The 26,138-nt window shown below is 68.8% G+C and carries 30 protein-coding genes; 14 read left to right on the top strand and 16 right to left on the bottom strand.

Going from position 1 to position 26,138, the window contains the following annotated elements:
* Positions 1-86: 86 nt before the first annotated feature.
* From FXF65_RS05480 to FXF65_RS05470, 3 genes are all read right to left on the bottom strand, one after another.
* On the bottom strand, positions 87-1,670 hold the full coding sequence (locus tag FXF65_RS05480) for an outer membrane protein assembly factor BamB family protein (protein ID WP_148348603.1): 1,584 nt from the start codon (positions 1,668-1,670) through the stop codon (positions 87-89).
* 178 nt (positions 1,671-1,848) lie between these two features.
* Positions 1,849-2,322 carry a LytR/AlgR family response regulator transcription factor gene (locus tag FXF65_RS05475; RefSeq protein ID WP_246198372.1) on the bottom strand — a complete coding sequence of 158 codons (474 nt, stop codon included), beginning with the start codon at positions 2,320-2,322 and terminating at the stop codon, positions 1,849-1,851.
* A 90-nt stretch (positions 2,323-2,412) separates the two neighbouring features.
* Positions 2,413-4,056, bottom strand: a complete 1,644-nt coding sequence (locus FXF65_RS05470) for a carboxylesterase/lipase family protein (protein ID WP_148348601.1) — start codon at positions 4,054-4,056, stop codon at positions 2,413-2,415.
* Positions 4,057-4,447: 391 nt separating this feature from the next.
* Between FXF65_RS05470 and FXF65_RS05465 the strand changes: the two genes are divergently transcribed.
* Positions 4,448-5,578, top strand: a complete 1,131-nt coding sequence (locus FXF65_RS05465; RefSeq protein WP_148348600.1) for an acyl-CoA dehydrogenase family protein — start codon at positions 4,448-4,450, stop codon at positions 5,576-5,578.
* On the top strand, positions 5,575-6,474 hold the full coding sequence (locus FXF65_RS05460) for an acyl-CoA dehydrogenase family protein (protein ID WP_148348599.1): 900 nt from the start codon (positions 5,575-5,577) through the stop codon (positions 6,472-6,474). The genes FXF65_RS05465 and FXF65_RS05460 overlap by 4 nt, the downstream gene beginning before the upstream one ends.
* Here the strand turns inward: FXF65_RS05460 and FXF65_RS05455 are convergent.
* From FXF65_RS05455 to FXF65_RS05400, 12 genes are all read right to left on the bottom strand, one after another.
* The gene (locus FXF65_RS05455) at positions 6,458-8,020 is read right to left on the bottom strand and encodes a FadD3 family acyl-CoA ligase (RefSeq protein ID WP_148348598.1); all 1,563 of its coding nucleotides are present in this window, start codon (positions 8,018-8,020) and stop codon (positions 6,458-6,460) included. The two genes, FXF65_RS05460 and FXF65_RS05455, sit on opposite strands and share 17 nt — an antisense overlap.
* A 102-nt stretch (positions 8,021-8,122) precedes the next feature.
* Positions 8,123-8,752, bottom strand: coding sequence for an HNH endonuclease family protein (locus tag FXF65_RS05450; protein WP_148348597.1), 630 nt, complete (start codon positions 8,750-8,752; stop codon positions 8,123-8,125).
* 270 nt (positions 8,753-9,022) lie between these two features.
* Positions 9,023-10,198, bottom strand: a complete 1,176-nt coding sequence (locus FXF65_RS05445; RefSeq protein WP_148348596.1) for a lipid-transfer protein — start codon at positions 10,196-10,198, stop codon at positions 9,023-9,025.
* Positions 10,195-10,617 carry a MaoC family dehydratase gene (locus FXF65_RS05440; protein ID WP_148348595.1) on the bottom strand — a complete coding sequence of 141 codons (423 nt, stop codon included), beginning with the start codon at positions 10,615-10,617 and terminating at the stop codon, positions 10,195-10,197. The genes FXF65_RS05445 and FXF65_RS05440 overlap by 4 nt, the downstream gene beginning before the upstream one ends.
* Entirely contained in the window at positions 10,614-11,690 is a 1,077-nt protein-coding gene (locus FXF65_RS05435) for an acyl-CoA dehydrogenase family protein (protein WP_148348594.1), read from the bottom strand. Before FXF65_RS05435 ends, FXF65_RS05440 begins: the two co-directional genes overlap by 4 nt.
* Positions 11,690-12,628 carry a bifunctional MaoC family dehydratase N-terminal/OB-fold nucleic acid binding domain-containing protein gene (locus FXF65_RS05430; protein ID WP_148348593.1) on the bottom strand — a complete coding sequence of 313 codons (939 nt, stop codon included), beginning with the start codon at positions 12,626-12,628 and terminating at the stop codon, positions 11,690-11,692. Before FXF65_RS05430 ends, FXF65_RS05435 begins: the two co-directional genes overlap by 1 nt.
* Complete coding sequence (locus FXF65_RS05425; protein WP_148348592.1) at positions 12,625-13,788, bottom strand: acyl-CoA dehydrogenase family protein; 1,164 nt, start codon at positions 13,786-13,788, stop codon at positions 12,625-12,627. The genes FXF65_RS05430 and FXF65_RS05425 overlap by 4 nt, the downstream gene beginning before the upstream one ends.
* Before the next feature lie 9 nt (positions 13,789-13,797).
* Positions 13,798-15,453, bottom strand: coding sequence for a steroid-22-oyl-CoA synthetase (casI, locus tag FXF65_RS05420; RefSeq protein ID WP_148348591.1), 1,656 nt, complete (start codon positions 15,451-15,453; stop codon positions 13,798-13,800).
* A 9-nt stretch (positions 15,454-15,462) separates the two neighbouring features.
* Entirely contained in the window at positions 15,463-16,638 is a 1,176-nt protein-coding gene (locus tag FXF65_RS05415) for an NADH:flavin oxidoreductase (RefSeq protein WP_148348590.1), read from the bottom strand.
* Between the two features lie 74 nt (positions 16,639-16,712).
* Positions 16,713-17,093, bottom strand: a complete 381-nt coding sequence (locus FXF65_RS05410) for a hypothetical protein (protein ID WP_148348589.1) — start codon at positions 17,091-17,093, stop codon at positions 16,713-16,715.
* 1 nt (position 17,094) lies between these two features.
* Positions 17,095-17,418, bottom strand: a complete 324-nt coding sequence (locus FXF65_RS05405) for an ATP-binding protein (protein WP_148348588.1) — start codon at positions 17,416-17,418, stop codon at positions 17,095-17,097.
* Positions 17,419-17,501: 83 nt separating this feature from the next.
* On the bottom strand, positions 17,502-17,687 hold the full coding sequence (locus tag FXF65_RS05400) for a hypothetical protein (RefSeq protein ID WP_148348587.1): 186 nt from the start codon (positions 17,685-17,687) through the stop codon (positions 17,502-17,504).
* Positions 17,688-17,943: 256 nt separating this feature from the next.
* Between FXF65_RS05400 and FXF65_RS05395 the strand changes: the two genes are divergently transcribed.
* The 11 genes from FXF65_RS05395 (at position 17,944) to FXF65_RS05345 (ending at position 24,655) form a co-directional block, all read left to right on the top strand.
* Positions 17,944-18,804 (top strand): helix-turn-helix domain-containing protein, encoded by an 861-nt coding sequence (locus tag FXF65_RS05395; protein WP_148348586.1) that lies wholly within the window; start codon positions 17,944-17,946, stop codon positions 18,802-18,804.
* Positions 18,805-18,834: 30 nt separating this feature from the next.
* The gene (locus FXF65_RS05390; RefSeq protein ID WP_148348585.1) at positions 18,835-19,032 is read left to right on the top strand and encodes a DUF397 domain-containing protein; all 198 of its coding nucleotides are present in this window, start codon (positions 18,835-18,837) and stop codon (positions 19,030-19,032) included.
* Between the two features lie 34 nt (positions 19,033-19,066).
* Positions 19,067-19,270, top strand: a complete 204-nt coding sequence (locus FXF65_RS05385; protein WP_148348584.1) for a DUF397 domain-containing protein — start codon at positions 19,067-19,069, stop codon at positions 19,268-19,270.
* A gap of 29 nt (positions 19,271-19,299) precedes the next feature.
* Positions 19,300-19,479 (top strand): DUF397 domain-containing protein, encoded by a 180-nt coding sequence (locus tag FXF65_RS05380; protein WP_148348583.1) that lies wholly within the window; start codon positions 19,300-19,302, stop codon positions 19,477-19,479.
* A 554-nt stretch (positions 19,480-20,033) separates the two neighbouring features.
* Entirely contained in the window at positions 20,034-20,558 is a 525-nt protein-coding gene (locus FXF65_RS05375) for a DUF6879 family protein (RefSeq protein WP_148348582.1), read from the top strand.
* Positions 20,537-21,385 carry a helix-turn-helix domain-containing protein gene (locus tag FXF65_RS05370; protein ID WP_222868380.1) on the top strand — a complete coding sequence of 283 codons (849 nt, stop codon included), beginning with the start codon at positions 20,537-20,539 and terminating at the stop codon, positions 21,383-21,385. The genes FXF65_RS05375 and FXF65_RS05370 overlap by 22 nt, the downstream gene beginning before the upstream one ends.
* 110 nt (positions 21,386-21,495) lie before the next feature.
* Positions 21,496-21,969 (top strand): glycine-rich domain-containing protein, encoded by a 474-nt coding sequence (locus FXF65_RS05365; RefSeq protein ID WP_148348581.1) that lies wholly within the window; start codon positions 21,496-21,498, stop codon positions 21,967-21,969.
* An 8-nt stretch (positions 21,970-21,977) separates the two neighbouring features.
* A complete protein-coding gene (locus tag FXF65_RS05360) occupies positions 21,978-22,400 on the top strand; it encodes a hypothetical protein (RefSeq protein ID WP_148348580.1) in 423 nt (140 codons plus the stop codon).
* An 81-nt stretch (positions 22,401-22,481) separates the two neighbouring features.
* Positions 22,482-23,150: a class I SAM-dependent methyltransferase gene (locus FXF65_RS05355; protein WP_148348579.1), complete on the top strand. Its 669-nt coding sequence runs from the start codon at positions 22,482-22,484 to the stop codon at positions 23,148-23,150.
* A 32-nt stretch (positions 23,151-23,182) separates the two neighbouring features.
* Complete coding sequence (locus FXF65_RS05350; RefSeq protein WP_148348578.1) at positions 23,183-23,698, top strand: DUF6879 family protein; 516 nt, start codon at positions 23,183-23,185, stop codon at positions 23,696-23,698.
* A gap of 66 nt (positions 23,699-23,764) precedes the next feature.
* The gene (locus tag FXF65_RS05345; protein WP_148348577.1) at positions 23,765-24,655 is read left to right on the top strand and encodes a helix-turn-helix domain-containing protein; all 891 of its coding nucleotides are present in this window, start codon (positions 23,765-23,767) and stop codon (positions 24,653-24,655) included.
* Here the strand turns inward: FXF65_RS05345 and FXF65_RS05340 are convergent.
* Positions 24,640-25,455 (bottom strand): DUF6879 family protein, encoded by an 816-nt coding sequence (locus FXF65_RS05340; protein ID WP_148348576.1) that lies wholly within the window; start codon positions 25,453-25,455, stop codon positions 24,640-24,642. The two genes, FXF65_RS05345 and FXF65_RS05340, sit on opposite strands and share 16 nt — an antisense overlap.
* Before the next feature lie 209 nt (positions 25,456-25,664).
* Here FXF65_RS05340 and FXF65_RS05335 point away from each other — a divergent pair, with 209 nt between their 5' ends.
* On the top strand, positions 25,665-26,138 hold the full coding sequence (locus tag FXF65_RS05335) for a glycine-rich domain-containing protein (RefSeq protein ID WP_148348575.1): 474 nt from the start codon (positions 25,665-25,667) through the stop codon (positions 26,136-26,138).

Here is a 26,138-nt window from a genome sequence, read left to right as displayed (position 1 = left end):
AGCCGCGGAAGGCCGCGGAAAACGAAGACGCGGGCGGCGTCGTGCGCACGACGCCGCCCGCGCGTTTTCAGGGCGCGATCACTGGATCACTGGCCGAAGGCCAGCAGGACGTAGCCCTTGTCGTTCGGGTAGTTCACGAACATCTCGCCGGTCAGGACGTAGACCATCCCGTCGGCGATGACCGCGCCGCCGCCGCCGGAGAGGGCGCCGCCCCGTCCGGTGCCGCCGTTGACGGTCGGGAAGTCCGCGATCGTGTCGAACGCCCACAGCACCTTGCCGGTCTCGGACGAGTAGGCGCGGAACTTGCCGTCGCCGCTGCCCTCCCAGACGATGCCGGGCGTGCTCGACACCGCGGGCGGGTGGGCGAGCTTGCAGACGTTCGGGTACTGGGCCGCGCCGCCGGTGGTGCAGCCGTCCGACGGGTTCGGCGTGGTCCAGATGACGTGGCCGTTGACCGGGTCGACCGCGTACAGCGTGCCCGGGTTGCCCATGTAGGTGGCGATGTAGAGGCGCTGGCCGTCGAAGCTCGTCCCCCACTGGATGCCGCTCAGCCCGCCGCCCGGCATCGGGGTGGAGAACTGGCGCTGCCACACGATGTCGCCGGTGGCGGCGTCGAGGACGTGGTAGACGCCGACCTTCTGGCCGATGCCGACGAGCCGCTTGCCGCCCGCGGTGAACACGTTCGGGGCAGCGCCGAGGTCGAAGTCGAGCGCCGTGCCGTCCTTCAGGTTCGGGCAGTACTTCTGGTCCTCGGGGGACTGGCTGTTGCACTCCCGGCGCCAGGTGTCGACGTCGGTCATCTTGCGCGTCCAGCGCTCCTTGCCCGTCGCGGTGTCAAGCGCGAGGACGGAGTCGAAGTGGCCGCCGCTGCCGGTGTAGTTCTGGCCGGTGCCGACGTAGATGGTCTTGGTCTCCGGGTCGATCGACGGGGTGCTCCACACACCGGCGCCGGACGGCTCGTAGCGGGGCTGGCCGTTCGGCCAGGTGCCGTTCTGCTTCGGCTCGGGGACGGTGTAGTAGCGCCAGTCGAGCTTGCCGGTGTTGACGTCCATCGCGTCGAGGTGGCCGCGGAACGTGCAGCAGGCGTGGTCCTTGCCGAGGATGTTCTCGCCGCTGGACACGCCGACGTAGACCCGGCCCTCGTAGACGATCGGGGAGCTGGTCGTGTTGGCGCTGACGGTGGTGTCGACGCGCTGCGACCAGGCGAGCTTGCCGGTCGCCTGGTCCACGGCGAAGAAGTAGCCGCGGGTGTCGCCGAAGAACACCTTGCCGCCCGCGACGGCGGCGCCGTCGCGGACCTGCGCCTGGCCGGTGCCGACGGTGCCGACGTTGAACTGCCACTTCACCTTGCCGGTCTTGGCGTCGGCCGCCCGGTAGATCCCGTCCGGGCCGCCGAAGTAGATCGTGTCGCCGACGACGGCGGGCTGGCTGTGCGGGGCGCCGGCCTGCTTCGGGAAGCCGAAGGCCCACTTGAGCTTCAGGTTGCCGACGTTCTCCGGCGTGATGGCGCGTTCGGCCGGGTTGTAGCGGGTGCCGTTCGTGTCCTTCTGCCAGGACGGCCAGTCCGCGGCGCGCGGGCGCCCGGACGCGGCCGGCCCGGAGGCGACGGCTCCGCTCACGACCAGGCACGCGGCGGCGACCAGCGCGGCCGCACGTCTCGTGAGACGCATGTCTCGATTTCCCTTCGGGAGCTGGACGCCTCGGGCCCGGAGGCGATCGTGGGCCCGAGGCTGGCGGGGGTGCGAGGCTCCGGTGCGCCGGAGCCTCAGATCATCCGGACCCTCTGGGGCCAGGAGCTTGGCAGCCCACGAGCCGGCGGCTCGGAGCAGGGGTTTTCTGGCGGGGATCTCAGGGGCTGGGCAGGGCCCGGGAACCGCGGGGGTCGCGCGCCCCCCGCGGTGCCCGGGCGTTGCGGGATGCCCCAGGCAGCACGCCCCGGACCAGCCGGTCCCGGAGCGCGCCCGTGTTGCGCCGGCTCACGGTCAACCGCGCGCCGCCGACCCGGAGCGTGCACCGCCCCGACTCGACGACCATCTCGTCGACGTGCGCGAGCGAGACCAGGTGCGACCGGTGGATGCGGACGAAGCCCGCGTCCCCCCATGCCTCCTCAAGGGCCGCGAGGGAGACCCGGACGAGGTGGCTGCCCGCCTGCGTGTACAGGCGTGCGTAGTCGCCCTGCGCCTCGGCGTACCGGACGTCCGAGCGCCGGACGAACCGGACCGCGCGCCCCAGCCCGACGGGAATCAGCTCGTCGGCGCCGTCGTCCCTGCGGTCCCCGCCTTCCCCGGACCGCACGACGACCACGATCACTGTGGCTCCCATGGCTTCATGGAATCCGCGCGACCGGGGACGATCAAGGGGCGGGTGCGACATCTGGCACGTACGGCACACGTTGCGGCATCCCACAACAACTCACTTCTTGAACGCGACGTACTTCGACCAGAAGTCGCAGTGGTGCTGCTGCGAGATCTCCCGCGTCAGCTCGCTGTCACCGGCCGAGACCAGCGAAAGCACCGCGTTGTCGGACGTGGTGAACGGCGACCAGGCGGGCGTGCCGGGCACCTCGGGCGTCCCGGTGCGGGCGAAGCCCGTCCACTGGGTGACGACCTGCGCGGCGAGCGCGGCCTGGTTGGGGGTCAGCGCGGCCTGGTTCGGCATCGGGCTGAGGAACGCGCTTTCGCTGATGTGGTACGCGCCGTTCGGCTTCGTCTTGTCCAGGAAGAACATCGGCGGCGCGTCGGCGTTGTCGTTCTGCCAGGCGTACACCTTGATCTTCTTGGCCATCCGCTGGTCGATGACCAGCGCGGGGCAGACGGAGTTGGAGTCGGCCACGATCGTCCGGTAGGCGATGAACCCGGTGGGGTCCGGGAACCGCTCGATCGGGTACAGCTTCATGACCTGGTCCGCGATCGGACCGTACTGCTGCTGGACGTTCGTCTTGTACTGGTCCGGCGTGGTGGCGGCGGGGAGCTGCGTCTCGTCGCGGTTCACCCCGTGCATCATCACGATGTCGTTGATGTTGCCGTCGGCGAACGCCTGGCCGGGCGACTGCGGGAGGACCTCGCCGTCCACGACCGGGCCCTGGGTGCCGACGTTGGCGCCGACGCCCCCGCCGGCCTGCTGGAGCAGCTTCTCCACCGGGACGGCCCGCAGGCACGCCGCCGCGTCGGCGACGTTCCCGCAGCCCACGGCGGCGGCGAAGCGGTCACCGGCCGCCTGCGCCTCGGCCTCGGTGGGCAGCTTGGCGGCGCAGTCCTGCGGCTGCCACTGGACGTCGTTGCCGAGCCGCGAGTTGTACTCGCCGCTCTGCGGGATGCCCTTCTGGAAGAGCCCCTTCGAGCCCGGCGAGACGGCGTTGGCGCACACGCTCGACCCGCCCGCGGACGCACCGAAGATCGTCACGTTCTTCGGGTCGCCGCCGAACTTCGCGATGTTGGTCTGGACCCAGCGCAGCGCGGCCTGCTGGTCGCGGAACGCGTAGTTGCCCGCGTGCTCGCCGAAGCCCTTGTGCGTGAGGAAGCCCATCACGTTGAGCCGGTAGCGGACGCCGACGTGGATGACCGGCCCGGCCTTGACCAGGGCCTTGCCGTCGGACGGCCCGCCGAACCTGAAGCCGCCGCCGTGCAGCTCGACCATCACCGGCAGCGGGCCGCTGGCGTTCTGCGGCGCCGTGACGTTGACCTTCAGGCAGTCCTCGTTGGTCGACTGGTTGCCGAGCCCCTGCGGCTGCGCGCAGGGCTGGCCCTGTTCGGTGGCCTGGATCGGGGTCGTCCACGCCGCGTGCGGCTGCGGCGCGGCCCAGCGGAGGTTGGCGAGGGGCGGGGCCGCGTACGGCACGCCGAGCCACGTCTTGACGCCGTCGGCGACGGTGCCGCAGACGGGGCCCTTGTCCGTGGTGACGGTCGTGCCGTCCGTACACGCCGCGATCTTGGCGGCGCCGCCGCCGTCGTCGGCCATGGCGGCGGGGATCGCGGGAGTGAGCGCGACCACCGCCGCGCTGACCGCCGGAAGCAGCCATCTCCGCGTTCTGCCCGGTGCTTTGCCCGGTGTCTTCATGCCTGTTTCCTTCACCGTCGGGAGCGGTTCGACGGGCGTCCGACATGCGCGCGGTCCTCGTGCCGACCTCGGCGTCGGCGGTCCCGTCGGCTGATCACCTCTCATCCTCGGTCGGGTGAGGACGGGCCTTGCCTCGGCGAGACGGGCCGGATGAGAAGTATTGACTCAGCGGCAGGACGATAAGTCCGCTCTTGGGGGGTTTGACAGATTCCATCGGGCGAAGCGCGGCGGGCGGCGGCGTCTACTCGCCAAGCGGTCCCAACCGGCGGTCCCCGGACGGCGCGCGCCGGGCTTCGCCGGGGGCCGTCCCCGGAAGTCGGGAGGGGGGCTCGCGCGACCGGCCGCCGGGCGTTTACTCTACCAAACAATTGTTAGAAAGAAGGGGGGCGAGATGGACCTCGGATTCGGAGCGGCGGACGAGGAGTTCCGCGCCGACGTGCGGGCCTGGCTGCGCGAACACGTCCCGGCCGAGCCGCTGCCGTCGCTGGAGACGGCGGCGGGCTTCGCCGCGCACCGCGGGTGGGAGCGGGCGCTCGGCGCGGCCCGGCTCGGCGTCGTGTCGTGGCCGGCGGAGTACGGCGGGCGCGGCGCGTCCGCGCTGCGCTGGCTGATCTTCGAGGAGGAGTACTACGCGGCGGGCGCGCCGGGCCGGGTCAGCGCGAACGGCATCAACCTGCTCGCGCCGACGCTGCTCAAGCACGGCACGGCCGGCCAGCTCGCGCGGGTGCTGCCGCCGATGGCGGCGGGCGAGGTGATCTGGGCGCAGGCGTGGTCGGAGCCCGGCGCGGGCAGCGACCTCGCGGGCCTGCGCTCCACCGCCACCCGGACGGACGGCGGCTGGCTCCTCGACGGGCAGAAGACGTGGAGCTCGCGCGCCGCGTTCGCCGACCGGGGGTTCGGGCTGTTCCGCTCCGATCCCGAGGCGGAGCGGCACCGCGGGCTCACCTACCTGATGTTCCCTCTGGACGCGGACGGCGTGACCGTCCGCCCCATCGGACGCCTGGACGGCAAGCCCGCGTTCGCTGAGCTGTTCCTCGACGGGGTGTTCGTCCCGGACGAGGACGTGATCGGCGACCCCGGCGACGGCTGGCGCGTCGCGATGGCCACGGCGGGCAACGAGCGCGGCCTCACCCTGCGCTCCCCCGGCCGCTTCACGGCGGCGGCGGAGCGGCTCGTCGCGCTGTGGAAGGAGCGGGCCGACCCGTCCGACACGGCGCTGCGGGACCGGGTCGCGGACGCCTGGATCAGGTCCCGCGCGTACCGGCTGAAGGGCTTCGAGACGATCTCGCGGGACGACGACATCGGCTCCGAGTCCAGCCTGAACAAGGTGTTCTGGTCGGAGCTGGACGTCGCGCTCCACGAGACGGCCCTCGACCTCCTCGGCCCGGACGGCGAGCTGGAGTCGGACTGGCTGGAGAACTACGTCTTCTCCCTCGCCGGACCGATCTACGCGGGCACCAACGAGATCCAGCGCAACGTGATCGCCGAACGCCTGCTCAACCTTCCGAGGGGTTCACGATGAAGTTCGTTCTGTCGGATGAGCAGGCCATGTTCGGCGCGACGTTGCGGAAGCTGCTCGCGGAGGCGGGGACGCCGAAGGCGATCCGCGCGTGGGCGGCCGGGGACGCGGCCCCGGGCCGCGCCCTCTGGTCGGCGGTCGCGGAGACCGGAGTGTTCGCGCTGGCCGTCCCCGAGGAGTTCGGCGGGGCCGGGCTGCTGCCGGTCGAACTGGTCGTCGCGATGGAGGAGCTCGGGCGCGCCGCCGTCCCCGGCCCCTATGTGGAGACGCTCGCGGCGGCGGAGCTGCTGGGCGAGTCGCCGTGGCTGCGGCGGATCGCGGAGGGCGCGGCGGTCGTGTCGCTCGCCGTCCCGCACGCGCTGGACGCCGACGCCGCCGACCTCGTCCTCACCCTGGACGGCGTCGAGCGCGCGGCCGGGGAGCGGGTCACGTCGCTGGACCCGGCGCGGCGGCTGTTCCGCGTCCCCGAGGGCGGCGGGTTCACCGGCTTCGGGGCGCTGCTGTGCGCGGCGCAGCAGATCGGGCTCGGCCGCGCGCTGCTGGACGTCTCCGTCGAGTACGCGAAGACGCGGCGGCAGTTCGGGCGTCCGATCGGCGAGTACCAGGCGGTCAAGCACCATCTCGCGAGCGCGCTGGTCGAGCTGGAGTTCGCCCGCCCGCTCGTCTACGGGGCGGCGCTGTCGTACGGGACGCCGGACTTCGCGCGCGACGTGTCCGCCGCCAAGGTCGCCGCGTCCGAGGCGTCCTACGGGGCGGCCAAGACCGCCCTCCAGGTGCACGGCGCGATCGGCTACACCGACGAGTACGACCCGTCGCTGTGGATCCGGAAGGCACGCGCCCTGTACGCGGCGTGGGGCTCGGTGTCCGAGCACCGGGCGCGGGTCATGGCCGCTCTGTGACGAGCCCCTTCAACTCGACGCGGCGGATCTTGCCGGACGCGGTCTTCGGGAGGTCGTCCACGAAGACGACCTCCCGCGGGACCTTGAAGTTCGCGAGCCGCTCCCGGCAGTGGGCGACGAGCTCGTCCGCCGTCGCCGCGCGGCCGGGGCGGAGCCGCACGTAGGCGCGCCCCACCTCGCCGAGCCGGGCGTCCGGGACGCCGACCACGCCCGACTCGGCGACGGCGTCGTGCCGGGCGAGAACGTCCTCGACCTCCGCCGGGTACACGTTGAACCCGCCGACGACGAACATCTCCTTCGTCCGTCCGGTGATGGCGAGGTTGCCGCGCTCGTCGAGGCGGCCCCGGTCGCCGGTGTCGAGCCAGCCGTCCTGGATCGCGGCGGCCGTCGCCTCCGGGTCGCCCAGGTAGCCCTTCATCACGTTGTAGCCGCGGACGAGGACCCGGCCGTCCGTCCGCGCCGGGAGCCGCTCGCCCGCCTCGCCGACGATCGCGACCTCCACGTCGGCGATCGGCCTGCCGCAGGTGGTGGCGATGGTCTCGGCGTCGTCGTCCACCGAGCAGGCGGACACCGTCCCGGTCGCCTCGGTCAGCCCGTACGCGGTCACGACCTGCGGGAACAGCTCGGCCCTTATCCGCCGGACGAGCGCCACCGGCACGTCGGCGGCGCCCGTCACGGCGAGCCGCAGCGAGGACAGGTCGCGGCCGTCCCGGCCTGGCGCGTCGAGCAGCGACGTGTAGATCGTCGGCGGCCCCGGCAGGACGGTGACCCTCTCCCGCTCGATCAGCTCCAGCGTCTCGGGGACGTCGAACGTCCGCTGGAGCACCATCGTCGCGCCCATCAGCAGGCACGCCAGCACGCCCGCCTTGTAGCCGAACGAGTGGAACAGCGGGTTGACGATGAGGTACCGGTCGCCGGGGCGGACGCCCGTCCGTCCGGCCCACGCCAGGAACGTGCGGACGTTCTGCTCGTGCGTGCACATCACGCCCTTGGGACGGCCCGTCGTCCCGGACGTGAACAGGATGTCGGCGATGTCACCTGGCTGGACGGCCGCCGCGCCTGCCGGTGCGGCGGCCGAGGCGATGAAGTCGTCCCAGGCGGTGACGCCCGGCCGCGCGGGGCCGTTGAAGGTGACGATCGTCCGCAGCGCGGGCAGTCCGGGGACGTCGCCGGAGGCGTCGAGCCCGAGCATGCCCGGATAGTCGATGCCGAGGAACCCGTCCTCGACGAACAGGATCCGAACCTCCGCCTTGGTCAGCGGCCAGCGGGCCTCGTCCCCCTTGAACCGGGTGTTCAGCGGGACGAGCGTCGCGCCCGCGTGCAGCGCGCCGAGCACGGCGACGATCCAGCGCAGGCTGTTCGGCGCCCAGATCGCGATGCGGTCGCCCGGCCCGATCCCGGCGGCGGCGAACGCGCCCGCCGCCTCCCGCACCCCCTCCCCTAGCTCGGCGTAGGTGACGCGGACGTCGCCGTCCACGACGGCCTCTGCGTCCGGGAACTCCTCGGCGGCCCGCGCCAGCACGCCCGGAATCGTCAGCTCGTCCATAACTTTCCATGATGACCGTCACCTGGGCGCGCGAGCATCACGCGGTCCCGCTCACCGATACCGCCGGCCGCGGGCGGCCGGACGCCGCCCGCGGCGGAGTGGTCAGCAGGTGCCGAGCATCGTGGTCAGGGAGTTCTTCTCGGCGCTGTCGACGGTGAGGCCGTAGTACCACTTCACCTGGATCCACGCGCGGGCGTAGGTGCAGCGGAAGACGGTGCGCGACGGCTGCCACTCGGCCGGGTCCTTGTCGCCCTTCGCCTGGTTGACGTTGTCGGTCACGGCCCACAGCTCCGGGCCGCCGAGGTCGTTGGCGTAGGACTGGCGGCGGGCCGTCGTCCACGACCAGGCGCCGGACGCCCACGCCTCCGAGAGCGGGACCATGTGGTCGATGTCGAGGTCGGACGCCAGCGTCCAGGTGGCGCCGTCGTAGGGCGAGTACCAGGAGCCGGACGTCGCGGCGCACGAGGAGTCGGTGACGACGTTCGTCCCGTCCCGCTTGAGGACCGTCTCGCGGGTGTTGCACGTCCCGGAGATGGTGATCCAGTGCGGGAAGAGGCTGCGGTCGTAGGTGTCGCCGTGGGACTCGGCGGCGACGGTCAGCTCGGCCAGCCTCGACGCGGCCGTGGCGGCGGACGGGATGTTCGGCGGGGTCGCGGACGCCGGCGTCCCGAGGACGCCGAGCAGCACCGCGCCGAGGACGGCGAGCAGCGGGAACAGGACCATTCGTCGCATGGAGTGCCCTCCTGCGGCCGTTCCCGGCCAGGGCGGGGGCTCCTGAGGGGGCGGGAACGGCGGCACTAGGACCGTGACATTTACGGTAAGTGTCTTAAATGTCACGCTTTGCCCAAGGCGCGGGGCGCGTTGGGCGGAAGCTGCCCTTGGCTCCCCGCGGCTGGGTGGCTGACCTGCGACGACGGGCGGCGGGACGGTTGCCGGACGGCGGTACGCGGGGCCGTCGCGGCGGTGAAAACCTGGCTAACGCACCCTTTCCGCGTCGGCTCGCTAGGCGTCCGCGCCGAGGATCAGGCCGCTCGTCGGGACGCCCGTCCCGGCGGTGACCAGGACGTTGTGCACGTCGCCCGGCTGGTTCGGCGAGGTGCCGCGCACGAGCCGGACGCCCTCCGCGATCCCGTTCATCCCGTGGATGTACGCCTCGCCGAGCTGCCCGCCGTGGGTGTTGAACGGGAGCCGTCCGCCGAGTTCGAGGTTGCCGTCCGCGACGAAGTCCTTGGCCTCGCCCTTGGCGCAGAAGCCCAGCTCTTCGAGCTGCGGCAGGACGAGCGGCGTGAAGTGGTCGTACAGGATCGCGGCCTGGACGTCGGCCGGGGTGAGCCGCGACTGCGCGTAGAGCTGACGTCCGACCAGGCCCATCTCGGGGATGCCGGTGATCTCGGAGCGGTAGTAGCTCGTCATCATGTGCTGGTCGTTGCCGGACCCCTGCGCGGCCCCCCAGATCAGCGCCGGACGGTGCGGAAGGTCGCGGGCCCGCTCGGCCGACACGACGACGACGGCCTGCCCGCCGTCGCTCTCCTGGCAGCAGTCGAGGAGGCGGAGCGGTTCGGCGATCCAGCGGGACGCCTGGTGGTCCTCAAGCGTGATCGGACGCCCGTAGAACCAGGCGGCCGGGTTGGCGGCGGCGTGGCGGCGGTCGACGACGGCGACGCGGCCGAAGTCCTCGCTGGTCACGCCGTACTCGTGCATGTAGCGGCGGGCGAACATCGCGACCCACTGCGCGGGCGTCGCGAGGCCGAACGGCGTCATCCACGAGTAGGCGGCGCGGTCCGCGCTGGCCCCCATCGGGCGGTCCGCCTGCCCCAGCCCGTACCGTTCGCCGGACCGCTCGTTGAACGCGCGGTAGCAGACGACGACGTCCGCGACGCCGGTCGCGACGGCCATCGCCGCCTGCTGGACGGTCGCGCACGCCGCTCCCCCGCCGTGCCCGATCCGGGAGAAGAACCTCAGCTCCCCGATGCCCAGGTTGCGGGCGATGTGGATCTCCGAGCTGGTGTCGGCGGTGAAGGTGACCATGCCGTCCACGTCGGACGGCTGGAGCCCCGCGTCGGTGACGGCGGCGAGCACCGCCTCGCAGGCGAGCCGCAGTTCGCTGCGTCCGGAGTCCTTGGAGAACTCGGTCGCGCCGATGCCCGCGATCGCGGCGGCGCCCGGCAGCACGCTCATGCCCCGTCCTCCCCTTCGAGTTGGACGACGACCGTGCCGGTGACGTGCGGTCCGATCCCGTTGACGCCGCGCACGGCGATCTCGACGCGGCGTCCGTCGGCGTGCTTGGCCGAGACGGACCCGGTCAGCACCATCGTGTCGCCCGGATAGTTCGGCGCACCGAGCCTGATCTTGATCGCCTTGACGACGGCGGCGGGCCCCGCCCAGCCGGTCACATACCGGTCGACCAGCCCGTTCGTCGTCAGGATGTTCATGAAGACGTCCTTGGAGCCGCGCTCGACGGCTAGGGACGGGTCGTGGTGGACGTCCTGGTAGTCGCGGCTCGCGATGGCGGTCGCGACGATCAGCGTCCGGGTCAGCGGGACGTTCAGCGGAGGCAGTTCGTCGCCTATGGCGACGTCCTCGAAGCGGCGGCTCACAGCGCCGCCCCGAGCAGGGCCAGGTCGGCGGAAGCGCCGCCAAGCGTCCCGGAGAGCTGCTTGCCCCACAGGAAGTGCCGGTGTACGGGGTAGTCGACGTCCACGCCGATCCCGCCGTGCAGGTGCTGGACGCGGTGGACGACGTTCAGCCCGCCCTCGTCCGACCACCACTTGGCGACGAGCACGGCGGACTCGGCGTCCTCCCCTGCTGCGATCAGCGAGACGGCGTGCCACAGGCAGACGCGGAGCGCGTCGATCTCGATGTAGCAGTCGGCGAGCTGGTGCTGGACGGCTTGGAACGCGGCGAGCGGGCGTCCGAACTGCTCCCGTCCGGCGAGGTGGGCGGCGGCCAGGCTCAGCGCGCCCTCGGCGACGCCGACCTGGGCGGCGGCGACCGCGACGCGCGCCAGTTGTAGCGCGGCGCCGAGCGCTTGGGGGCCGAGGGGTCGGGCGGGGGCCGCGTCCAGCGTGAGGTGACCGGCGCCGTCGTGGGCGGTGGTCTCGGCGCGCTCCCAGGACGTGCCGGGCGCGGTCGCGTCGAGCAGGTAGAGGCCGGGGCCGTCCTGGGGGCGCGCCGAGCGGGCCGCGACCAGCACGTGGCTCGCGCCGTACGGGGTCGGGACGACCGCCTTCGTCCCGGTCAGAACCCAGCCGTCGTTCGCGGGGGTGGCAACGCACCGCGGCTCTCCCGGGGTGAATTCTTCGAGCGCGAGGGTGGCGCGTTGCGAGCCGTCCGCGAACGCGGGGAGGAGTTCGCGCTGCTCAGGCGTGCCGTGCCCGGCGACGGTGAGGGCGGCGACGACGGCGGGCCACACCGGGACGGGTGCGACCGCGCGGCCCTGCTCCTCCAGCAGGACGGCGAGCCCGCCCACGCCGAGTCCGGCGCCTCCCGCGTCCTCGGGCAGCGCGACGCCGAGCAGGCCCGCGTCGGCGAGCGCAGTCCAGAGCGTCTCGTCGAACCCGGTGACCGATCGCTCCGCGGCCCTGATCCGTTCCTTTGTGGCGTGGTCGGTGAATATCCGCCGGGCGAGGTCCCGGACGGCCTCCAATTCCTCGCCAAGGGTGAAGTCCATCAGCTGTCCTTCTTCTCGGCGGGACGGAACGCGGGCAGGGAAAGGTCGGGGTCCGGGTCGATCCAGTCGAGGACGACCGGCATTCCGATCTCGACGTCGGCGGGTTCGACGCCTGTGAGGTTGGCGATCAGCCGCGTCCCCTCCGCCAGCTCGATCACCGCGACGACCAGCGGGTAATCGAATGCCGGGTGGCGCGGATGATGGTTGACGACATAGGTGTAGACGTGCCCTTCACCGGTCGACTCGACCGTGTCCCAGTCGAAGGAGCCGCATTGCGGGCAGCACGGGCCGGGCGGATGCCGCAGCGATTTGCATTCGACGCACCGCTGAATGACGAGGCGGTGCTCGCGGGCCGCGTCGAACCAGAATTTGTTGTCTTGGTTGATCGCGGGTTGCGGGCGCAGAGGTTTCTCGGGCGGCTTTTCGGTGGGACGGAAGCGGAGTATCCGCCACAGTTGAGTCGCGATGACATCGCCATTCGCGTCCCGGTAGGTCTTGCGGGTGCTGATGAAGCGGCCCGCGCCGAGCGCGGTCTTCTTTTCTTGGGAGATCGACTCGACGGTCTCCTCCACGCTGACGCGGTCGCCCGGCACCAGTTCGCGGTGGAACTCGAAATCCGAATCGGTCGCGACGACGGACGTGTATCCGCCCTCGGCGAGCAACTCGGTCAATTCATCTGCGGCCGATGGGGTGTTGGATGGCCGGACGGACGCCGCGTAGCCGCGCATCGTCCACGCCTGCATCATCGACGCGGGCGCCACGATTCCATCGCGTCCCGTTGCCCTTGCTGCTTTCTCGTCTAGGTAGACGGGATTGTCGTCCTCCATTGCCTCGACCCAATGGCGGATCATCGGGACGTTGACCGCGTCCTGCCCGAAGCGGGGCGCCATCAGCTCGCGTCCCGTCCACGCCTGGAGGCGGGCCTCGTAGTCGGTCATGAGCGCCTCGACCTCGGCAGGCCGAGCCCTTGGACGGCGACCATGTCGCGCAGCACCTCGTTGACGCCGCCGCCGAACGTGTTCACGATTCCCTGTCTGGAGAGTTGCTCGATCTGCCCGTGCAGGACGGCGCCGGGCGACTCGGGGCGGATGCGTCCGGCCGCGCCGAGGATGCCGGTCAGGGTGCGCTGGACGTCGATGTGCGTCTCCGTCCCGTACGCCTTCGCGGCTCCGGCCTGCGCGCCGGTCAGCGTGCCCGCCTCCACGGCCATGGTCATCTTCCAGTTCATGAGCCGCATCGCCTCCAGCCTGGCGTGCGTCCGGGCCAGGTCGGCGCGCACCCAGGGCAGGTCGAGGACGCCGTTCTCGCGCGCCCAGTCGCGGACGTCCTCCCACAGCCGCACCATCCGGCCGCCGAGCGCGGCGAGGCCGATGCGCTCGTGGTTGAGCTGGGTGGTGATCAGCGTCCAGCCGCCGTCGACGTCCCCGACCACGGCCGACGCGGGCACGTTGACGCCGTTGTAGTACGTGGCCGTGACGACCATTCCGCCGACAGTTTGAATCGGGCTCCACGAGAACCCGTCGGCGTCGGTCGGTACGATCAGGATGGAAATGCCCTTGTGCTTGGGGGCATCCGGGTTGGTCCGGGCGGCGAGCCAGATGTGGTCGGCGGTGTTCGCGCCGCTGGTGAACACCTTGCTGCCGTCGATGACGAAATGGTCGCCGTCGAGGACGGCCTTCGTCCGCAGGGACGCGAGATCGGTGCCTGCCTCGGGCTCGGTGTAGCCGATGGCGAAAACGATGTCGCCGGAGAGAATGCCGGGCAGATATGCGCGCTTCTGTTCGTCCGTTCCGTAGCGCATCAACGTCGGGCCGACCGTGTTCACGGTGACGAACGGGAACGGAAGCCCGGCCCGCTGCACCTCGTCGAAGAACACGTACTGCTCGGCGATCGACTTCCCCTGCCCGCCATACTCCTCGGGCCAGCCGTAGCCGAGCCACCCGTCATTGCCGAGCATTTTGACGATCTCGCGGAAGCGGTCGCCGCCGACGCCCTGCTCCCCGGCACGGCGGCGCACGTCAGCGGGCAGCAGTTTCGCGAAATAGGCTCCCAGCTCCGCGCGCAGTTCCCGGTGCGCCGCCGTCTCACGCAGATCCATACACACCCCTCACGGAAGGAAGCGCTGACGTCCGGCGGCGGCGAACTCCGCGCGGAGCGCCTCCTTGTCGGCCTCGGTCATCAGCGTGTATTCGGGCGCGCCCCGTCCGGCCCAGCGGTAGACGGGATCGGCGGTGCGCCAGCCGTCGAGCTGCATCTCCTTCTTTCTGAGCTTTCCGGAGCCGGTCGTCGGCAGCGCGTGCGAGACGCGGACGAAACGCGGCGCGCCCTTGGTGCCGAGATCGTCCTGAGCGGCGAGGAAGGCGGGGAAGTCGAGATCCTCGAATTCGACGCCGTCCGGTATCTCGATGGCCGCCATCACTTGGTCGCCGGAGCGCGGATCGGGGACGCCGAACGCGACCGCGTCCACGACCTTCGGATGCCGCCGGACGACGTTCTGCGTGAGGAGCGCGGAGATGTTCTCCGAGTCGACCCGGATCCAGTCGCCGGATCGTCCGCCGAAATAGAGGAAGCCGTCGCCGTCGACGTAGCCGAGGTCGCCCGTCCAGTACCAGCCGTGCCGGATGCGCTCGGCGTCCGCCTCCGGGTTCTTGTAATAGCCCTCGAAGCGGTCGGTGCCCTCGATGTCGACGATTTCACCGATGGCGGCTTCGGCGTTGGTGACGCGGCCGTGCTCGTCCAGAACGGCGGGCGCGCAGACCTCGCGGGTCTCCGGATTGACGATCCGGACGCCGTCGCGGGCGGGCTTACCGAACGCGGTCGGCGGGGTATCCGGCACCCGCTTGATCATCCCAGCGCTCTCGCTGGAGCCGTACCCCTCAAGGAGTTGCGCACCGAAGCGGCGACGGAATTCGGCCTTGTCTTCCGGGGACGCTTCGGTGCCGAACCCGTGGGTGAGGGTGTTGGCCCTGTCGTCCGGCTGTTCCGGTGTCGCGAGGACGTAGCCGATGGCCTTGCCGACGTAGGTGAAGAATGTCGCGCCGTAATAGCGCACGTCAGGGAGGAATCCGGACGCGGAGAACCTCTCCGTCAGCACGACCGTCGCACCGACCGCGAGCGACGGCGCCCAGAGCGCCATCAGCGCGTTGCCGTGGAAGAGAGGCATCGGGCAGTAGCTGATGTCGTCGCGCTTGACGTCGTATTTGGCGCTGTTGTTGCGTCCTAACTCGGCGAGCCTGCCCTGCGAACAGCGCGCCGCCTTGGACGCACCCGTCGTCCCGGACGTGAACAGCAACAGCATCTGCGTCTTGGGCGTGATCGAGGGGTCGTGTGCAGGCTCGGACATGTGGTTATCGACCTCGGCTCGATAACCATCGTCATCGACAAGCAGGAAACGGTCGGGCGGGATGCCGATGTCGAGCCCGTCCAGCAGTTCGGCCCCGACCCGATCGGTGACGAGCAATTGGAGGTCGGTGTGCCGGACCTCCTGCTCAAGGTAGGAGCCGGTGCGAGTGGGGTTGATCCCGACGATCGTCGCGCCGCTCAGCGCCGCCGCGCCGAGCCACAGCACGTACTCGGGGACGTTCTCCAGCAGCACGCCGATATGGAACGGTCCTTCGCGACGCAACGCGCGGGCCAGCCCAGCGCGGGCCGCGCTCTCCCGGACGACTTCGTCCCAGGTCCACGTCCGGTCGCGGCTGCGCAGGCCGGGGCGAGCGTCCCCCAGCCTGGCCAGCAGCATCGCGGCGATGGTCTCGTCCCGCACACGCGCTCCTCAGCTCTCAACGAGGACGCAGCGCGTCCCGCCGTAGATCGCGGTCATGCACTTGTTGCAGTGGATGCAGAGCGATTCGGTGTCGGGCTCGTCCTTGATGCGGTTGATCAGGTCGGATTCGCGGAGCAGCGCCCGCGCCATGGCGACGAACTGGAAGCCCTCGGCCATGGCGGTGTCCATGCCCTGCTTGTCGGTGACGCCGCCGAGCAGGATCAGCGGCATTTTCACGGCGGCGCGGACCTGCCGGGCGTCCTTGAGGAGGTAAAGGTCTTCGTACGGGTATTCGCGCAGGAACCAGCGGCCGACGAGCTTTATGCCGAGCCTCACCGGCTGAGGCATGGCGGCGGCGAAATCGCGGCGCGGCGCGTCACCCTTGAACAGGTACATCGGGTTGAGTAGGGAACTGCCCGCCGTCAGTTCGAGCGCGTCCAGCGAACCGTCAGCCTCCAGCCATTTCGCGACCTGGATGGCTTCGTCCAGCCAGAATCCGCCGGGAACGCCGTCGTCCATGTTGAGCTTGGCCGTGATCGCGATGCGGTCGCCCACGGCGTCCCGCACGGCCCGCGCTATCTCCCGCGAAAGCCGGGCCCGGTTCTCCAACGACCCGCCGTACTCATCCTTCCGCCGATTGATCTTCGGACTGAGGAAGGAACTGGCCAGGTAGTTGTGCCCGAGATGAATCTCGACGGCGTCAAACCCGGCCTCGATCGCCATTCGCCCCGCATGAGCGTGCCCTTGCACGATCCGCTCGATATCGTCCTGCGTCGCGGCCTTGGTGAATCCCGTGGCCGCAGCATAGAAACGCCGGTTGGGCGCCAGCGCAGGCGCACGGTTTCCCTTGGGATCGGCGACGGGCCCCGCGTGCCCGATCTGCGCGGCGACCGCAGCACCCTCGCCATGCACGGCATCGGTCAGTTTCCGCAGGCCGGGGAGGGCCTCGTCCGTCCAGAGGATTTGCTTGCGGTGGGTGCGTCCGTCCGGCGCGACCGCGCAGTACGCCACGGTCGTCATGCCGACGCCTCCGGCGGCGTGCCGCACATGGAACTCGATCAACTCGTCGGTGACCAGGCTGTTCTTGCTGAGCCCCTCGTACGTGGCCGCCTTGATCACGCGGTTCCGCAAGGTGACGGGCCCCAGTTTCGCGGGAGCAAGCACGTCGGGTATCGGGTCGTCCATCAGTCCTCCGTCCGACCCACGACGTTAATCAGCGGGGCGGTGGACGGCTTCGGACATCCCGCTGACCGGGAGCGCTACCAGTCCCGCCGGGGGAACAGGCGGTCCTTCAAGATGAGGTCCAGTGCCGTGGCCGCGGCCTCGACGTCCCCGCACGGCGAGACGAACCCGGCGCGCCCGTTCCCCGCCTCGAAGTAGCCCCACGCCTCACCCGGCACCGCCCGAACGGTGACCACGGCCCCGACGTCATCGGCCGCACCACTCGCGTACACCCACAGCAACGGAACGGGGAACCGAAACTCGCGCTTCTCGTACAGCCCGACGCACCGCCACCCCTTCGGCATGAGCGCGACCCGCAGCAACTCCAACCGCCTCACCGCTTCGTCGTGGCCCAGGTGCGTCCGCACTTCCAGGACGAGCCGCCACCGGGCGACCGCCTGACACACACCCCGCGCCACCTCACACACCCTTTCGCTCGACCCGGGCCCACACCCATTTCCCGTACGGAAGGGCCCGGAAGGCCCCACACTCAGAGGCCAGAGCCGCCACGAGCGGCAGCCCCCGACCACCGAGTCCGTCGCCGTCATCCCTCCGCACCGGCATGACGTCCGACGAGTCCCAAACCCCCAGCCAGACGCCGCACGCCTCCCGAGTGAGCCGCGCGCGGATCTCCCGCTCGGGCGTGTGCAGGACGGCGTTCGTCACCAGCTCGCTGGCGATCAGCTTCACGTCATCGCGCAGCACCGCGAGGCCCCAGGCGTCCAGCCGCAGTTCCACCAGCATCCGCACCTGCGCAGGAGCCGTCCGCGCCGCAAGAAACCGCACGTCCAGGCACCCGCCCGTGACGCTGGCCGATGGGCACTCCATCACGACCACCGAACCAGTTGCCGCAGCACCATGACGATCCGGTCCGCCGTGGCGGCCTCGTGCCCGACGTCCCCGAGCACGTGCCCCCGCGCCCCGCCCCACCGGAACCACGTCCCGTCACAAGCGATCACGCGCTCCCCGTGGACCCCGAGTTCGGCGACCAACGTCCCCTCACACGACTCCACCCGAACCCCCCGCCGCCGAAGCTCTCCCGCCAACTCCTCCAACGGCCCGCCTGCGCAATCTGCCACGGGTCCGCCTCCTTCCCAGTCGGCCCGAGGCCCTGGGCCGATGCGCCATCACCCGCCCAGGGCCACTCGTTCTCCTGCGCCACGTGGTCACTCGGTGGCACTCTGTGTCCGCCAGCATGCACCCCGGGTAGTCTTAAATACAAGGTTTCATTTAAAGCCCTTCAAATGATCATCGAAGGAGTCGAGAGCATTGCCCAAGGGACGTCACGTACCGACCGTCGCAAGCACACGGCTCGCGCAGGAGTTGCGACGCAAGCGCGAGGCGATCGGACTGAGCCAGGAGGCCGTCGCCGAGGAGATGGGTTGGGCGGACAGCAAGCTCTATCGCATCGAAAACGACAAAAGCCGCGTACTCGTCCGGGACGTCAAACGGCTGACCACGCTGTACAAAGTGACCGGCCAGGAACAAGAGGCCCTACTCGAACTCGCCCGCCTCGCGCGGGAACCAGACTGGTGGCACAAGTACTCCGGAGCCATCCCCGAGTGGTTCCAGGTCTACGTCGTCCTGGAATCCACCGCGTCCGACCTGTTCGGATACGAGGCCGAACTGGTGCCGGGCATCATGCAGACCGAGTCCTACGCGCGGGCGATCATGTCCACCGCGCCGACCCTTGATGACGACGAAGAGATCGAAAACAAGATCAGCGTCAGAGTCAACCGCCAGGCACGACTGAGCAGCGACGACCCGCTGAACGTGTGGCTCGTCCTCAACGAGGCCGTCATCCGACGAAAGGTCGGCGGCCACCAAGTCATGCGCGAGCAGATCGACCACCTTGTCGCCCTAGCCGAACGACGCAACATTACGTTGCAGGTTCTCCCGTTCGACGCCGGGGAGCACGCGGCCATGCATGGCAGCTTCCAACTCTTGAAGTTCCCGAAACCCGGCGACCCGGACAAGATCTACTTGGAAGAGCAGATAGGCGGGCTCTATACCCAGAAGCCGGACGAGGTGAAGCGCTACACGCTCATGTTCGACCACCTGCGCGCCCGAGCTCTCGGTCCAGGAGAGACAATCGAGATGATGCACAACATCGCGCTACAGTTGGCCTAGAGAGACCCAAACCCGGAAGGGTGGTCCACAGTGGATCTGACCAGCACTGTTTGGCGCAAAAGCACTCGGAGCGGCAATAACGGCGGCAACTGCGTGGAGATTGCCAACCTCGGCGACCTAATTGCCATGCGGGACAGCAAAGACCCCGAAGGCCCCAAGCTGATCCTTACACGCACACACTGGCGTTCACTCGCAGCCCACCTAAAGGCCAGCGAACGCGACGGATGAAATCGGCCATGAACCTCATCGAGGGAGCTTCCCCTTGTTTGTAGAGGAACGCCACCTGACCTGGCGAAAGAGCACACGGTCCAACTCTTCACCAGCGGAGTGCGTGGAGGTCGCCGCCCTCCCGACCCAAGTGGCGATCCGCGACTCCAAGGACCCGAGCGGCCCAAGGCTGATCCTCTCCGCAGAGACGTGGCGATCATTCACAGCACAAGCCCGAGCGGGCGCCTACGACGCCTGACCCTCCGTCCCCCGGCGAAAGGAGTCCACATGCGGGCGACCGCAACGTGGCGGAAGAGCAGTCACAGCGTGGGGACGAGCAACTGCGTCGAAGTCGCCGACCTTCACCCCACCATCGCCGTCCGCGATAGCAAAGATCCCACAGGACCTGCGCTGATGCTCTCCCGCGCCGATTGGCGCATCTTCACGGAGGCCGTGAAGCGCAGGTAGGACGCCGGCCCTTGACGAGAAGGTAGGGCCCTGACCGGCCGGTCCTCCTCCGTGCTGCAGCCGTGCGTGACAGCCAGGACTCGTTCTCGTGGGTGGACGGGTACCTCACCCTCGTCGTCTGCCTTGGCCACCGGCGCGGGCTCCAGCACATCCGCTCAGTTCCCGCCCGAGGCTCAGGGCGGGGCCCGCCAGGCGCGGTCTTGTGAGCGCGCGAAGGCGAGACACGACATCACCGGACGGTGAGGGCCTCGTCTCCCATGACCGGTTTCCTGTTCCGTCAACGAGGGATGCTTGACGTTGATCGGCCTGCGGCCCAAGCATGGAAACAGAGCTCCTCATGGGAAAGGCAGGCGATGGGTGACTTAACCAAGATGGCGGGAACGTGCGAGGGTGGGCCTGCCCGACGGTATTTCGCAAGACGTCGGGAGGGTGGGTGTTTCAAGGGCCGACAGTGACGGACCAGGCCACACTGTCTCAATTGAGCCTTCCAGACCACGAAACCGCCGTCTTCCTTCCTGACTCGGTCGTGGAACAGCTCATCGAAAGGGTCCTCCGTGAACGTGTCACCTGAGGACTTCGGCAAGCTGTTCAGCACTTTCGAGCAGGAAGCATTCCGTCTCGAAACGCTCGCGACCTACACCATCCCGGATGAGCAAGAAACGTTCCATGCCTTTCTAGAAGGTACTCCACAGCCCGAAGCGCACAAGAAGGGCGCGTGGGTCAACACCGTCCGGGAACACGTGCAGTCAGGTAAACGCATGTACCGCGTTCACCTTGTCATCCGACCACTCTCGGACTACCTCCGGTATGAGATGGGATGGGGATACCACCGCAATCAGGAGGCAGGCGAAGAATTCTTCATCCTCGATATGACGAACGAACCGAACCCCCTCCCAGAGTTGACGGACTTCTGGATGTTTGACGAAAACACCGTCGTGAGTATGCGCTACAACGACGTCGGTGAGTTCTTGGGCGCGGAGGTGCTCTCCGAAGACCGCACTCCGGAGTACATTAGGTACCGTGACATCGCAATGGACGAGGCTGAGCCGTTCCGGGTGTGGTGGGAGCGATACGCCTGAACGGTCTGGATATCGGATCAGCGCTAAGGGAACTCCGACAGGCCGGACGACAGACGGCCAGTACGGTCGCCCGTCATTCGGTCATGTCCAAAAGCAAGCTCTCGAAGATAGAAAACGGGCACCTTACGCCCAGTGTTATCGATGTAGAGCGCATCCTCAATGCGCTGGGCGTCCCCGAGGAAGTCAAGGCAGAGTTCTTGGAGGCCGCTCGGGTCGCGGCCACAGAAGCGATCGCGTGGCGCCTTTACCGCCGTCTGGGCTTTCACAAACATCAAGCGGAGATACAGGCGATCGAGGCGCGAACGAGCCTCCTGCGCCTGTTTCAACCATCCGTCGTGCCCGGGCTGCTGCAAACTCCTGAATACGCCCGCACGGTACTCGCCGGAAAGCACCTTACCGAGGACGTTCTAGACCGTACGATCGGCGCACGTCTGCAACGCCAGGAGGCCCTCTACGATCCCGCTTGCGGCTTCCATTTCCTAATGACCGAATCCGTCCTTCGCTGGCAGATCGTCCCCCGCGCCATGCTCGCGACGCAGTTGGACAGGATCATCTCGCTGTCCAGGCTCCCCAATGTCCAAATAGCGGTAATTCAACTCGGGACGACGTTGCCAGAGCCCCCGACATCTTCCTTCGTGATGTTCGACGCCCGGCTCGTCATTGTGGAGATACCGCATTGCGAGATCACTACCAGAGAGCCCAAGGACATCGAACTCTACCTAGCGAAGTTCCAGCGGCTCTCAGCGGCAGCGTTACTTGATGACGAAATGCGCTCATTCGTCACAGCCATCCGCGATGAATTGTTGACAGAACGGGAAACGCCCTAGCCGGCCGAGGCGCTCGGCCCTACCTTCGGGTACATGCATCTCTCTCGCAACAGTGTGACCTGCTTCGAGTGGCTGCTGAAGGCAGCACGGCCTCCCGCTGGAGGTCAGCGATGACCGTCGCTATGAACCGGCAGGCAATGGCCGCTAGGGATCCGCGGGAGCTCGTCTCGCCTGAGGTGTGGGGTCTTCTCGTCGAGGATTTGCGGCGCTATCACCATGTCACCCGTGATTACGCGGAGCGGATGATGGGGCAAGCGCTGGTGTTCCTCAAAGCACAAGCGCAGATCGTTCAGGCGCGCCGGGAGGGACGGCCATGGCAGCGCATCGTTCCGACGTCACCCGTTGACCCGGCGTGGCACGCGTTCATCCTGCGCTCGCAGGCGTACGGCGAATTCTGCCAGCAGCACGCGGGTGAATACATCCACCACGTGCCCTATCAGGACGAGGCCATGCTGAACGGCGCTGCCCTCGAGACGACGATTCCGCAACTGGCGGCGACCGGATATCGGGTGGACGTGGAGTTCTGGCACGGCGAGCGGTCCCCTTGTTGCCCGCCGGAATGCAACAACATGGGCGGGAACTGACGCGCGCCGTGGCACATCGGATCGCACCCGATACAACCGGGCCGCCAGCCGTCCGACCGACGCATTTCCACTGCTACAAGTGGTCGGGCAGCGGGCAGGAATGGGAACGGCTCGGCAAGACCGACACCCTCGACCTCAACAGCCCAGACCGCCCACCTACACGGACGGTCGACTGGCTCATCAAATCCCCGCGCTTCATCGCAGCCGCCCACACCGACCCGCAAACCGCCCGCGACTGGCTGATCGGCGAATGGGATCAGGTACGGGACAAAGCGATGACGCCCGTCCCCGAATGGGTCAACAGCGAAGAGCGCGCGGCGCGCGCGTTGAAGGCGATCGAGACCGGCTGCTGGCCGTCCTACAGCCAATGGCTCACCGGCGGCACGATCGTGTTCCTGGCCGTCGTGGGCAGCGACCAAACATGCCACTGAGCCGAGTTGGAGGTCGCAAGCGTCTGATCAGCACTACCGTGGCGCGGGTCCGCGTCACAGTCCGGCTCCGAGGATTCGCCCATGTCGTCCAGCCTCAGTGACCGCACCGGCTACTGGGATCGCTACGCCGAGAGGCGGGACGAACGGTCCAGCCCCGAGGAGGCGCTGAAGAACGCGTTCGGTTGGACTCAGTATCCCGGGCACGGGCCTGGCGACGAACTACTCGGTGATCCTGTGACGACCCTGGAACTCGGATTCGGACGTGGCGACGCCGTCGCCGCTCTGGCCGCCAAAGGGATCGCTGCAACCGGCCTGGACCTTTCGCCCGTCCAATGCGACCAGGCCCGTGGACGTTGGGGCCACTTGCCCGGGGCCTGCTTCGAGCACGGCAACGCCGTGGACTATCTCGGCAGTACTGACCGCCAATGGGACTCGATCTATTCCATTTGGGGCGCGCTGTGGTTCACCGATCCCGACGATCTACTCCCCCGTGTCCATGACCGCCTGGTCTCCGGCGGCAGGGTCGTTTTCTCCCATGCCCCGGCCGTTCCGAACGCCTACGGCGTCCAGGGAATGTACGGCGACGGGCTCACCGGCCGACGGGTATGGATCCATCGATGGGCCTACGAGCCCGACACCTGGGCCGACATCCTGACCGACCACGGTTTCGCCGTCCTCGACGCTCGTGTCGAGGACGCCCCAAAACCCGACCACGTCGGGACCCTCATCGTCCAAGCCCTCAAGCCGTAAACATCTCGGGCTGAAGGCACAGGAGATATCCGATGTCGGGGAAAGTCTTCAGGTTCGCTGAATTGCTTGCCTCCGCGAAGTTCTCCGCGATCCACTTGGAGATGCGGGACACCTACACCCCGGACGATCCGAAGTATCTAGCCTGGCGAGCAACCGGCACGCTCGAAGGATTCGGCGCGGGCACCGCATGGTTCGACCTCATCCGCTCAGCGGTCGCCCGTGGCGTGGCCGTCCGGCGCGCCCGCCTAGTCTCGGAGCCGGTCACCGACTACATCCGCTTCGAGCATGCCGTGACCGGTCGGCACAACATCCCGGCCGGAGAGCAGGTCCGATGGTTGTCCCGGCGCCGCGCCTCTGACCTGGCGCTGCCCGGCAACGATTTCTGGGTGTTCGACGACCGGCTGGTGCGGTTCCACCATTTCTCGGGGGATGGACACGCTCTCGACGACGAATTCAGCGAAGACCCGTCGGTGATCAAGTTGTGCGTCGACGCATTCGAGGCCGTGTGGTCGTGTGCCGTCGATCACGCGGATCACGCCCTGCGGTGATTGCGCACCGCCGTGCCCGCAGGGAGTGTGAAGGGCGGTGAGGGTTGGGGGCATGATGGCGGGACCATGCCGTCTTCGCCTTCATCGTCCGCTCAGGCAGCGCGAGAGCTTCTCGGTGCCAAACTCCGCGTTCTGCGGGAGGGCAGCGGTCTTTCCGGGCGAGCCTTCGCCGAGCGAGCGGGGTGGAAGGCCCCGTCGTCGGTGTCGATGATCGAGAAAGGTCAGCGGACGATCACCGCCCGGCACGTGGACGTGTGGTGCACGGTCTGTGGAGCGTCCGAGCTGCGGCGCAGGCAGTTGATGGCCGAGCAGGCCGCGGTCGCCGGCATGTGGGTTCCGTACTCGCAACTGAACCGCGGCGGCCTAGAGGCGGCGCAGAGGTCGATTCGTCAACTGTACGAAGAGCTTGCTTTCGCACGGTCGTACCAGCCGAAGGTCATACCGGGCTTGGGGCAGACCGAGGCTTATACCCGGGCCGCGCTGACCGGGATACTCGTCGAGCAGCGGGTGGAGACGCGGCAGGCCCACGAGGAGGTCGAGTCAGCCGTCGCCGAACGGATGGACCGGCAGCGTCTGCTCTCCCGTCCGGATGCGCGGTGGTTCTTCCTGCTGGAGGAACCGGTGCTGTGGTACCGCCCCTACTCGCCGGGACTTCACTGCGAGCAGCTGCTGCACCTGATGGAACTGCGGCGTCGCCCGAACGTCTTCCTCGGGATCATCCCCGCCGACGCTGACCGGCGCGGAGTCCACCCGGAGGAGGCGTTCGACATCACCGACGATCACTTGGTGACGGTGGAGCTGGTGTCGGGCTACCTTTCGGTGACCCTGCCGGACGAGGTCGCGCTGTACAGAGCGATGTGGGAGCGGCTCTGGGCGCTCGCAGCGACGGGAACCGCGGCGACCGCACTGATCCGTTCGGCGCTGAAACGGCTGGAAGCAGGTCAGGACGGCGTGTAGTCAGAGTGCGGAACACCGCGTTCCCACAGCATTTCGAACATCCCCACCACCGGAACGATGCGGCGGGGATCGGCCACGTACTCCATTCGGCCTGTGTCGACGCCATTGCCCGCGGTGAAGTTGTAGGCGATGAGCCGCTGGTCCCAGAGGAAGAAGTCAGCGACCGGGTGCGGCAGGTCGAAGGCCAGGTGGCGGGGCAGCCATCGCAGTTCCTCGCCTGCTCTGACGTTGCCGTAGCTGATGGCGTGCTCCCAGCGGATGTAATCGCTGACCGGCTCGGACACGATCCGCAGCCGCCGGAACCGCACCCCCCTGTCGACCGCGGCACCGACAAGGGCGACCCACGAGTCCCAGTCATAGGCAGTGTCGCCGTCCTGCTGCCATTTCAAGAACTCCGGACTGGTGGGGTCGTAGGTGTCGCGGGCCTCCAGGTGCACCACGGACCGGACAGTGGCGGCGAGGAGATCCTCGAAGGACGGCTCGCCCGGCCCGGTCTGCTCCGGCGCGTAGTTGCCGCTGAGCGCTTCGAGGAGGGCGGGCTTGAGGTTGGCGGGCGTCCAGATGGCGACCTCGTCGTCAGCGATATCGGTGTGCCGACCGATCATTGCGAGGGTGTCGGGATCGGTGATCTTCCGGCCGACCTGCAGCAGGTCTCCGGTTCCGGGAACGGCGAGGACGGCGGGGCACTTGTTGGACGGGGAGTCGCCGTCCATCCCGACGAAGTCCAGGTCGGTGGCCTGTCGGGCTCCGTCGGCGCCGGAGCCGTCCGGGCCGTCCTGCGGGCGGGGGCTGTCCGTCATCACGTGCTCCTCAGTTGGGACGGGCTTCGTTTCGCCAACCCGTAGTGCCGTGGCGTCCCGACCTTGACCGGTTGCGAACGTGCTGGTCAAGGAACCCGAGCACGTGGTGTGAATCTGTGTGAACTTTCTGGCTACGAGGCGCGGACGGACGTAGTCCTGTCCTCGTGAAGGCGCGCACACCCCGTGAAGCGCCCTGCCGGAGGTCAACGATGACCATTGCCATAAACCGGGCGGTACAGGCCGCCAGAGATCCGCGGGAGTTGGTTCCCCCTGAGGTGTGGGGGCTTCTGGTTGAGGATCTGCGGCGGTCTCATCATGTCACCCGTGATTACGCCGAGCGGATGATGGGGCAGGCGCTTGTGTTTCTCAAGGCGCAGGCGGAGATCGTCCGGGCGCGCCGGGAAGGACGGCCGTGGCAGCGGATCGCGCCGACCTCGCCGGTCGACCCCGCGTGGCATGCGTTCATTCTGCGTTCGCAGGCGTACGGCGAATTCTGCCTGCACCACGCGGGTGAATACATCCATCACGTGCCCTACCAGGACGAAGCCATGCTGAACGGCGAGGCCCTCGAAACCACGATCCCGCAACTGGTCGCGACCGGATATCGGGTGGACGTGGAGTTCTGGCACGGCGAGCGATCCCCCTGCTGCCCGCCGGAATGCAACAACATGGGCGGGAACTGA

The sequence above is a fragment of the Actinomadura syzygii genome, assembly GCF_008085905.1.
Classification (GTDB): domain Bacteria; phylum Actinomycetota; class Actinomycetes; order Streptosporangiales; family Streptosporangiaceae; genus Spirillospora; species Spirillospora syzygii.
This window is presented reverse-complemented; position numbering and strand designations above follow the sequence as displayed.